The organism is Leucobacter sp. Ag1 (genome assembly GCF_000980875.1).
GTDB lineage: Bacteria > Actinomycetota > Actinomycetes > Actinomycetales > Microbacteriaceae > Leucobacter > Leucobacter iarius.
In genome coordinates, this window is record NZ_LAYO01000043.1 from 1 (window position 1) to 9,500 (window position 9,500).

Sequence of the window (9,500 nt, forward strand, 5' to 3'; positions counted from 1 at the left end):
GGGGATCGCGGCGATGACCTCGGCGGTGCGGCGGGCGTCGCCGAGTTCCGCGGTGCCCGCGAGCAGCGCCCGCGCCTCGCGCACGCCGATGGGGAGGCGCGCCACGCGCGCGCCGAGCTCGGTGAGGCTCCCGTTCGCGTCCACGAGCTCGAGCGCGGCGAGCACGGCGACGGCGCGATCCATGGCGGCGGCCGGCGGCGGGGTGAGCAGCGCGAGCCCGCGGGCCGCGGGGGCGCCCCAGGCGGCGAGCAGCAGCGCGGTATCGCTGAGGTCGGCGGTCGCGATCTCGGGTGTGAGCTCGGCGGGCATGCGCGCGAACTCGGCTTCGGAGTAGGCGCGCACGACGGCGCCGGGTCCCTGTCGGGCGGCGCGTCCGGCGCGCTGCTCGGCGCTCGCGTGTGACGCGCTGACGGTGACGAGCCCGGTCATGTCGCGGGCCTGGTCGCGGCGCACCTCGCGCGACAGCCCGGAGTCGACCACGAGCCGCACTCCGGGCACGGTCAGCGCGCTCTCGGCGAGCGCGGTCGAGACGACGATGCGGTGGGGGTCCGCGTCGCGCAGCCGGCCGCGCACGGCGCGATCCTGCTCGCGCGGTGAGAGGCGCCCGTGCAGGGGCAGCACCTCGACGGCGGCTCCGGACCGCGAGACGCGGGCGCGCAGCCGGTTCACGACCTCGTCGACCTCGCGGGCGCCCGGCACGAACACGAGCGCATCGACGCCCGATCCGGCCTGCGCGTCGGCGGCGACGTCGGCGAGGTGGGCGAGGTAGTCGCGGGTGATGCCGCGCTCGTCGAGCCGCGCGCCGTCGAAGGGGGCGTACTCCACGCGCAGCGGGTGCAGCGCCGAGGGCACGCGCACGATGGGAGCGGGACCGTCGCCGGCGGCCGCGCCCAGCAGCTCGGCCACGCGATCCGCGTCGAGCGTGGCCGACATCGCCACGACGAGCAGGTCGTCGCGCAGCGCGCGGACCTCCGAGACGAGGCCGAGCAGCAGGTCCCCGTCGAGGGAGCGCTCGTGCACCTCGTCGAGGATCACCGCGCCGACGCCGTCGAGCTCGGGATCGGCGATGAGCCGGCGCAGTAGCACGCCCGGGGTCACGACCTCGATCCGCGCATCGCGGCCCGCGCGGCGCTCACCGCGGACGGTGAAGCCGACGTGCTCGCCGATGGTGCTGCGGTCGAGCTCGGCGAGGCGGGTGGCCGAAGCGCGGGCGGCGACGCGGCGGGGCTGGGTGAGGATCGTGCGGCCGACACGGTGCCCGGAACCCGATCCGCCCTGCGCGAGCAGGTTCGCGACGAGCGGCGGGACGTAGGTGGTCTTGCCCGTGCCCGGGGGAGCGGTGACGACGGCCGCGCCGTGCGCGAGCGCCCGTCGGACCTCGTCGCCGGCTTCGGCGACGACGAGGCCCGCGCCGATGGCGTCGAGGTCGAAGCGGTGGAGCGGCACGCCCCTCATCTTAGGAGCGGTCCGGCGGGTCCGCTCAGGACGCGGGCGCGGCGTCCGGGATCGTGATGGGTGCCTTGCCGTCGGCCCACACGGGGGCCGGGAGCGTCGTGCTCGCGCTGCCGTCCTGGATCTGCTTGAGCGCCGCGGCGATCTCGTCGGCGTTCTGCGGGACCTCGAGTCCGCAGGTGCGCATCTCGCTCGCGAACTTCAGGGTGAGGCGGTTCTTGCCGGCCTCGACCGCCTGGGCGGTGGTGCCGGTGCGCTTGTCGCTGCCGGTCTGGATATCGGAGACCTGATCGCAGACGTGGTACACCTTGCCGCCGTCGACCCAGACCACCTGGTCCTTGCCGAGCAGCTGGATCACGGTGGACTGGTCGGCCGTGTACTTCTCGACCGACGGCGGGTTGTAGTCGATGCCGAGCGCCACGGCGGCGAGCGCCACGACGATGCCGATCGCGCCCGCGATGCCCTTCTGCTTCCCGTTCATGTCCTTGTTCAGGAAGATCAGGATGATGAGCGGCAGGAACGCGATGATGGCGATGATCGCGCCGAGCTGGTTCTGCACGAAGAAGCGCACGGTGTCGGAGCGGCGGGCCGGGTCGAGACGGTTCGCCTGCTTCCAGAGCATCGAGCCGGTGATCGAGAGCGCGCCGATGATCACGATCGCGATGATCAGCGAGACGAAGGCCCACTGCGGGAAGGTGCTCGTCGAGGCGGAGGACTCGAGGATGCCCGTCTGCGGGTTGCGCACCAGTTCGCCGTCGGTGCCGGTGACCTCGCGCTGGCGGAGCAGCCAGAAGATCGAGACGGCCTCGAGGATGATGGCCACGGCCCAGAGGATCGCGGCGATCCAGCGGAAGCGGGTGGCCTTCGCCTTGGCCTCGGGGGTGGGGGTCCAGCCGGGTGCCGGCTCGGAGCCCGCGGCGGGCGTCGGCGCCTGCTTGCGGCGCGGGGTGCTTGCGTCGGACACGGTGGGCCTCTTCTCGAGCTGGATCGTCGATACTGTGCACAGCCTACTGGGAGCCAGTGACGAGGCGAAGAGGGCGGTGCCGGAAGTCGCGCGATGCCTGTCCGCGAGGACGGCGCAGCGGAGATCGGGCGGTGGCGGGTTCCGGCCGCTCGGCTGCGGCGCGATCGCTCAGGTGAGAGCGGATAGGCTGGAATCCATGCGAAAGAAGTCGAACGCCGAGGCGCGCGAGAGCACCCTGGCCAGCGGCTGGGTGGTCGAGGGCGACGAATCGTCGACGCCGTCGGGCGCGCCCGCGGAGCCGCAGGCCGACGAGGCGGCCCTCGCCGGCGACCCGGAGGCCGACGGGGCGAGCCCGTCCGAGGCCGTGGCCGATCCCGAGACCGATGATGCCCCCGAGCAGGCGAGCAACGCGGTCCTGGTGCTGCTCGGCGTGTTCGGCGGTCTCTACGCGCTCTACACCTGGGGCTGGTTCGTCGTGGCCAAGGCCTACGCCGACTTCAACACCACCGTCGCGGCGGGCAGCGGATCCTTCGGGCAGGTGCTGCAGCAGATCCTGTTCTGGGCCGCTCCGTTCGCCACCGTGCTGTGGTTCCTCTCGGCGGTCCTGTTCCTGCGCCGCCGCGCGTTCTGGCTCGGCGTCGCCCTCGTGCTCGGCGCCGTCGTCCTCGTTCCGCTCCCGATGCTGGTGGTGAGTGCTCAGTGAACCGTTTCTCGCTGATCGGCGCGTGGGTCGCAGGCCTGCTCGTCACCGGGCTCTACGCCTACGCCGTGTTCGTGCAGTTCGGCAACTTGCTGGGCATGCAAGAACTCGGATCGCGCCTGGGTCTCGGCTTCAGCCCGCTCGGCTGGTTCTGGCTGCTCTTCGGGATCGTGCTGCCGTTCCTCGTGCTCATCGCCGCCCTGCTGTTCGGGCGCCGACTGCGCGCCTGGGGCCGCGTGCTGCTGCTGGCGGCAGGGCTCGCGGTCGTTGCCGTCGCGCAACTCGACGTCATGCACGTCGTCCCGCAGGCCGGTTTCTTCGCGTGACGCCGTGTCGCGGGCGCTTCCGCGGCACGGCTAAGCTGGAATCCGGGCGTCCGTAACGGGCGCATCGCCGTCGACCCCGAAGGAACCGCTCCTTGGCTACCCCTGTCGTCCTCATCGCTGAACAACTCTCGCCGGCCACCATCGCCGCGCTCGGTCCCGACTTTGACGTGGTCAACGTCGACGGCACCGACCGTGCGGCGCTGAAGGACGCGCTGGCCACCGCTGACGCGGTGCTCATCCGATCCGCCACCCAGATCGACGCCGAGGCGCTCTCGTGGGCACCGCAGCTCAAGGTCGTCGCCCGTGCCGGCGTCGGTCTCGACAACGTCGACATCAAGGCCGCCACGCAGGCCGGCGTCATGGTCGTCAACGCGCCGACCTCCAACATCATCAGCGCCGCCGAGCTCACGGTCGCGCACATCCTCGGCCTCGCCCGCAACCTGCAGCGCGCGCACGCGTCGCTGTCCGCGGGCGAGTGGAAGCGCTCCTCGTTCACCGGCACCGAGCTGTTCGAGAAGACCATCGGCATCATCGGCCTCGGCCGCATCGGGGCGCTCGTCGCCGAGCGCCTGCGCGGCTTCGGCGTCGACCTCATCGCGTACGACCCCTACATCACCGCTGCGCGCGCGCAGCAGCTCGGGGTCGAGCTGGTCGAGCTCGACGACCTCGTCGCCCGTGCCGACTTCCTCACGATCCACATGCCGCGCACGCCCGAGACCACGGGCATGATCGGCGAGGCCCAGCTCAAGGCCATGAAGCCGACCGCGTTCGTGGTGAACGTGGCCCGCGGCGGCCTGATCGACGAGGCCGCCCTCGCAGCGGCCCTCGCCGCAGGCGAGATCGCCGGTGCCGCGCTCGACGTGTTCGTGCAGGAGCCCCCGGCCGATGCGTCGTTGACCGGCCTGCCCAACACCAACGTGACCCCGCACCTGGGCGCCTCGACCGAGGAAGCGCAGGAGAAGGCCGGTGTCTCGGTTGCGAAGTCGGTGCGTCTGGCGCTCGCGGGCGAGCTCGTGCCCGACGCGGTCAACGTCGCCGGCGGCGTGATCAACGAGTACGTGAAGCCGGGTCTGCCGCTCACCGAGAAGCTGGGCCAGGTGTTCGCCGGCCTCGCCAACGGTCCGGTCACCGCGCTCGACATCGAGGTGCACGGCGAGCTCGCCGAGCACCGCGTCGAGGTGCTGCGTCTCGCCGCGCTCAAGGGCCTCTTCTCGAAGATCGTCAGCGACCCCGTGTCGTACGTGAACGCGCCGCTGCTCGCCGAGCAGCGCGACCTCGAGGTGCGGTTCAGCGTCGACGCGGTCTCCGAGAGCTACCGCAACGTGATCACGCTGCGCGGCACCCTCGCCGACGGCACGCCGATCTCGGTCTCGGGCACCCTCACCGGGCCCAAGCAGGTCGAGAAGATCGTCGAGATCAACGGCTACGACCTCGAACTGCCGCTCTCCGAGCACCTCGTCGTGTTCACCTACACCGACCGCCCCGGCATCGTCGCGGCGTACGGCGGGCTGCTCGGCGACGCCGGCGTCAACATCGCGGGGCTCCAGATCGCGCGCGACGAGAAGGCCGGCACGGCCCTCTCGGTACTGTCGGTCGATGCTCCCGTCTCGGAGGATCTGCTCGCGCAGCTCGGCGAGGCCATCGCGGCCGACTCGCTGCACGCGATCGACATCGTCGAAGACTAGGCGCGGCGGCGCACCGGCGCCACGCTTCCGCAGCCGAACGGCGCCCCGACCTCCGCGGTCGGGGCGCCGTTCGCGTTCCGGGACCGACGCGGGGCGGATGCGGGAGAGTGTAAATATCTCTCAGAAAACGACAGTGGTAGATCTGATAGATTAGGGGCATTCGCAACCACCCGACGAAAGGTGCCCCATGTCAGCCGAACGCCGTGAGACGGTGCTCGAACTCAGTCCCTCCGACCGGGTGTTCGTGTGGGTGGTGTGCGGCGGCGCCGGTGTCGCGCTGGGCTTCCTGCTGCCCTGGCTGCTCCAGTACGTGGCGAAGTGGCCGATCCCGTACATCGAGATCCTCAAGTTCCTGGGCTCCTTCGATGCGCCCATCATGGTGGTCGGGCGTCCCGTGGTGCTCGGCGTCGTCGGGCTCGTGATCGCGTTCCTGATCACCCACGAGAGCGCGATCCTGCGCATCACCGATGCCGAGATCGTGGTGCAGGAGGGGGAGGATCGCCGCGTGATCCCGCGCGAGCTCGTCGCGGGCGTGTACCGCCAGGGCGGCAAGGTCCGCATCGACTCCGCGGGTGGTCGGGTGCTCTACCACGGTGACGTCGAAGGCGGGAAGGCGGCGGTCGCGGCGGCGTTCGTGGACCACGGGTATCCGTGGGAGAGCATCGAGCGAGCGGAGGAGCGGCGATGAGCGGCGCGGATCCCGGCGCGCTGCCGGATGCGGCATCCGGCGCGCTGCCGGCCGCTGCGCCTCCGGTGGCGATCTCGCCGCGCACGGTGATCGAGGCGTGCTTCTCGTCCGAGGGTCGCGCCGAGCTCGACACGGTCTACGACCTCGGTCTCGCGGTCGGGCTGCCCGAGCAGACCGTGCGCCTGGCGCTGCGGCGCATGCAGGGCGAGGGGATCCTGGAGCAGCACGGTCGCGGGCGCGCCGGTCATCTGCTGCTCACCGAGCATGGCGGGCAGCGGGCGGATCGCGAGCTCGCGCTCGTGGGGTTCGCGTTCGCGCAGGATCGCGGCGAGGTGCCGTGGGACGGCCGCTGGCGCATGTACGGCTTCTCGGTGCCGGAGCGGCAGCGGGCGGAGCGCGACGGTCTGCGCAAGCTGCTGCTGGCGCTGGGCGCCGCGCCGCTGCTGCCCGGGGTGTACGTGTCGCCGCACGATCTGGGCGTCGAGCTGCGGCGTTCGGTGCCGGGCGAGACGTTGGATCGCTACCTCATCTCGGCGGTGCTCACCGAGCCGTCGGCGCCGGGGTGCGAGACCCCTCGGGATCTCGCCGAGCACCTGTGGCCCGCGGGCGGCATCGACGCGGCCTACGACACGCTGGCGGCGGTGCTCGCCGACCCGCCGTCCGTCGCACCGCAGGGCCCGGTGGCGGTCACGGCTCGCGCGCTGGCGCTGCTCGAAGCGCTGGACGCGGGGCTGCGGGAGGATCCGCTGCTGCCCGCCGAGCTGCTGCCGGGCGAGTGGCGTCCGCTGCGGTTGCGCCGGGAGTTCGTGGTCGAGTGGGAGCAGCTGCGTTCGCGCGAGCCCGGTCTCCCGGTGTTCGACTGGGGCGCGTGACTCCTCGGCGACGCGGGCGTAGGGTCGGGGTATGAGTGCAGAGACGGACCTGACCGAGCTGGAGTTCACGGTGTACGGCTTCGTGTCGCGCACCCCGGCCGAGACGTACGAGGCGGTGGCCGATCCGGCGGCGCTGAGCCGCTACTTCACGACCGGAGGCGCCGAGGGGCGGCTCGAGACCGGTGCGACGGTGCGTTGGGACTTCGCCGATTTCCCGGGGGCGTTCCCGGTCGAGGTGAGCGAGGCGGTTCCGGGGGAGCGGATCGTGATCTCGTGGGGCGGCGAGGCCGGTGCTGTGGTCGAGAGGGAGGCGACGCGGGTGACGTTCGAGTTCCGCCCGGCCGACGACGGTGCGCGCACCGAGGTGCGGATCACCGAGCAGGCGTGGACGCTGACGCCCGCGGGTGCGCAGGGCGCGTTCGGCAACTGCATGGGGTGGACGGGCTTCCTCGCCGCGTTGAAGGTGTGGCTGGAGCACGGGATCGTGCTGCGCGAGGGGTTCTACAAGTAGGGTTCGCCGGGTCCGGGCTGAGGCTTGGCCTGCCTGCCTGCCCGTTCGCTCTGCCGGTCCGCTTGTTCGGCTGCGCACGTTCGCTCAGCCGGATGTGAACGCTCAGCCGGATCGCTGGGCCGTTTTTCGTCCGGCTGGGCGGAGATGTCCGGCTGAGTGAACGCGGATCTCAGTCGCTGCGTCGGCTCCTACTCGGCTGCGGCCGTGCGCTGCCGCGCTCAGGCCGTTGCGGCTTGGGGTGCGGCGTTGAGCTTGCGGATCGCGATGAGCTGGCTGGTGGCGAAGAGGGCGACGTCGAGGGCGATGGCGAGCACGGCGATGATCGCGAGGGCGTTTGCGGCGGCGAGCGAGGCGACGGCGATGAGTGCGGCGGCCAGGATGTTGACGCCCATGACGAGGTGGAGTGCGCGGCGGAGCGTGAGGCGTGCGACCATCCAGAGCACGGTGCCGGCCCAGACGGCGACGATGCCGCCGGTCGCGAAGAGCAGCGGCACGGGGAGTGCGACGGCGGTGGCGATCTGCGGTGCGGCTGCGGCGACGAAGATGCCGAGGATCAGGCAGTAGGCGGCGTCGATTCGGAGACTCCAGGTGCCGAGTGCACGGCCGGTGATGCGTCGCATGGGGCCAGTATGCCAGGCGGGTCTGCTGCTCTGCAGTCCGGCGGTGTAGTTGCGGTCTCTTACGCTCGCCGCGCGTAGAGGATGAGCCAGATCAGCCCGCCGAGGAGCAGCAGCACGAGGCCGCCGACGCTCATCGGCAGGGAGGCTGCCGCGCGGGTGAGCGCGTCGAGGCCCCAACCGACCAGCACGCCGACGGTCAGCAGTCCCGCGGGGATCAGCGACCAGAACCCGGCCGACTGCTGGATCGGGCTGGAGAGCGCGAACCAGGCGAGTGCGCCGGCGATCAGAAGGCCGGGGACGACGACCCATGCCACTGACGGATGGTGCTGCAGGTGCCGCATGATGGCGCCGGGTGCGGTGAGGAGCGTCAGTGCGGCGGTGAGGGATGCGGCGATCCAGATGATCCCGCGCCCCCAGTTGCCGAGTGCGAAGCGGCGGTTCGGCGATCGGTGGGAGCGGTTCTCGACGAAGACCCAGCCGGCGAGCGGCAATGCGACGAACGCCCAGACGAGTGAGGCGGCGGTGAGGATTCCGACGCCGATGGCGTGGGCGGCGGTCCAGTCGGTTTCGTAGGTGACGGCGATGTCCATGACGGTGGTGACCTTTCAGGGGGTTCTGCGGTGGGGTGAGGGTTCGGGCGGGTTGGCGCCCAGCGAGTACGGCTGTGGCCCGCACGGGCAGCTCCGGAAAATCGGGAACGGTGCTGCGCGTGCGGGCCACAGGGGGAGGGGGAGTCTGGCGGGGCAGGGGGCCGGGCCGGACTCCCGGTCTGGAGGCCGCGGTGGTGGCTGTCAGGCTCTGGCCGTGCGGTCAGGTCTGGCGGTCACCACCGCGGTGGTGTCGGGTTAGCAGCTCGGCTGGTTGTTCAGCACCCGGTCGGTGATGACGCCCTTGCCGCCGAGCACGACCCCGGCCTGGGGCTTGATCGTGCCCGTGATGGTGTCCTTCACCGGCTTCGGCACACAGTTCTTCATCGTGAGCATGATCGGTGCCGACTGCGCGCCCGCGACCGCGGACCCCGCGAGCGCGTCGGGGAAGTCCACACCCGTCGCGAGGTAGACGAGGCCGCCCTTGGTGTGCCACTGCTTCGCGATCTCGGCCGACGTCTCGTACCGGGTGCCGCCCGCGAACCGCTCCACGGTCTTCCCACTACCACGCATCGCGGTCTCGATGCTGGGGGCAACGGCCCCGTTCCCGCCGGCGATGTAGAGGTGCTTCGTGCCGTACTTGCCCAGCGCGGCCCGGCTGGTGCCGGTCAGGCCGGTCTTGCCGTCGACAAGGATCACGGGCACCCCGGTCGCGCCGGCGGCGGATCCTGCGGACAGGGCGTCGGGGTAGTCCCGGCCGGTCGCGACGAACGCTTTCTCGGTGCCGTTCTTCCAGCCCGTCTGTGCGATCTTCAGCGACGTCTCGTACCGGTCGCTCCCGGCCATACGGACGATCTTGACACCCATGCCGCGGATCTCGGCCTCAACCGATGCGGAGATCGCGCCGTTTCCGCCCGCGCTGTACACGGTGTCGGACTTCAGGCGTTTGATCTCGGCCTTGGTCTCCTTCACGGGGCTGGTGGGCGGGGTGAGGAGCACGGGCGCGCTCTGCTTGACGGGGAACGGGGCCGCCGACAGGGCGTCGGGTGCGGGATCGGAGCGTGCGATCACGATACTCTTCGCTCCCCGCGGGTA

The 9,500-nt window shown here is 71.6% G+C and carries 11 protein-coding genes; 6 read left to right on the forward strand and 5 right to left on the reverse strand.

The window, feature by feature from the left end; genetic code table 11:
* Together XM48_RS00580 and XM48_RS00585 are read right to left on the reverse strand one after the other, a co-directional pair.
* Positions 1–1,455, reverse strand: a 1,455-nt coding sequence (locus XM48_RS00580) for a helicase-related protein (protein ID WP_046453837.1), incomplete at its 3' end; no start/stop codon positions are given.
* Positions 1,456–1,480: 25 nt separating this feature from the next.
* Complete coding sequence (locus XM48_RS00585; RefSeq protein WP_046453830.1) at positions 1,481–2,416, reverse strand: hypothetical protein; 936 nt, start codon at positions 2,414–2,416, stop codon at positions 1,481–1,483.
* A 196-nt stretch (positions 2,417–2,612) separates the two neighbouring features.
* Between XM48_RS00585 and XM48_RS00590 the strand changes: the two genes are divergently transcribed.
* The 6 genes from XM48_RS00590 (at position 2,613) to XM48_RS00615 (ending at position 7,198) form a co-directional block, all read left to right on the forward strand.
* The gene (locus tag XM48_RS00590; protein ID WP_046453831.1) at positions 2,613–3,119 is read left to right on the forward strand and encodes a hypothetical protein; all 507 of its coding nucleotides are present in this window, start codon (positions 2,613–2,615) and stop codon (positions 3,117–3,119) included.
* Positions 3,116–3,442 (forward strand): hypothetical protein, encoded by a 327-nt coding sequence (locus XM48_RS00595; RefSeq protein WP_231580752.1) that lies wholly within the window; start codon positions 3,116–3,118, stop codon positions 3,440–3,442. Before XM48_RS00590 ends, XM48_RS00595 begins: the two co-directional genes overlap by 4 nt.
* A 92-nt stretch (positions 3,443–3,534) precedes the next feature.
* On the forward strand, positions 3,535–5,127 hold the full coding sequence (gene serA / locus XM48_RS00600) for a phosphoglycerate dehydrogenase (RefSeq protein ID WP_046453832.1): 1,593 nt from the start codon (positions 3,535–3,537) through the stop codon (positions 5,125–5,127).
* Positions 5,128–5,314: 187 nt separating this feature from the next.
* Positions 5,315–5,815: a hypothetical protein gene (locus tag XM48_RS00605; RefSeq protein ID WP_046453833.1), complete on the forward strand. Its 501-nt coding sequence runs from the start codon at positions 5,315–5,317 to the stop codon at positions 5,813–5,815.
* Positions 5,812–6,687 carry a hypothetical protein gene (locus XM48_RS00610; protein ID WP_052961201.1) on the forward strand — a complete coding sequence of 292 codons (876 nt, stop codon included), beginning with the start codon at positions 5,812–5,814 and terminating at the stop codon, positions 6,685–6,687. Before XM48_RS00605 ends, XM48_RS00610 begins: the two co-directional genes overlap by 4 nt.
* 31 nt (positions 6,688–6,718) lie before the next feature.
* The gene (locus XM48_RS00615; RefSeq protein ID WP_046453834.1) at positions 6,719–7,198 is read left to right on the forward strand and encodes an SRPBCC domain-containing protein; all 480 of its coding nucleotides are present in this window, start codon (positions 6,719–6,721) and stop codon (positions 7,196–7,198) included.
* A gap of 218 nt (positions 7,199–7,416) precedes the next feature.
* Here XM48_RS00615 and XM48_RS00620 read toward each other — a convergent pair whose 3' ends face one another.
* The 3 genes from XM48_RS00620 to XM48_RS00630 form a co-directional block, all read right to left on the reverse strand.
* Complete coding sequence (locus XM48_RS00620; protein WP_046453835.1) at positions 7,417–7,818, reverse strand: hypothetical protein; 402 nt, start codon at positions 7,816–7,818, stop codon at positions 7,417–7,419.
* A 59-nt stretch (positions 7,819–7,877) separates the two neighbouring features.
* Complete coding sequence (locus XM48_RS00625) at positions 7,878–8,408, reverse strand: hypothetical protein (RefSeq protein WP_046453836.1); 531 nt, start codon at positions 8,406–8,408, stop codon at positions 7,878–7,880.
* Positions 8,409–8,663: 255 nt separating this feature from the next.
* Positions 8,664–9,500: cell wall-binding repeat-containing protein (locus XM48_RS00630; RefSeq protein WP_231580753.1), on the reverse strand; the 837-nt coding region annotated here is incomplete at its 5' end.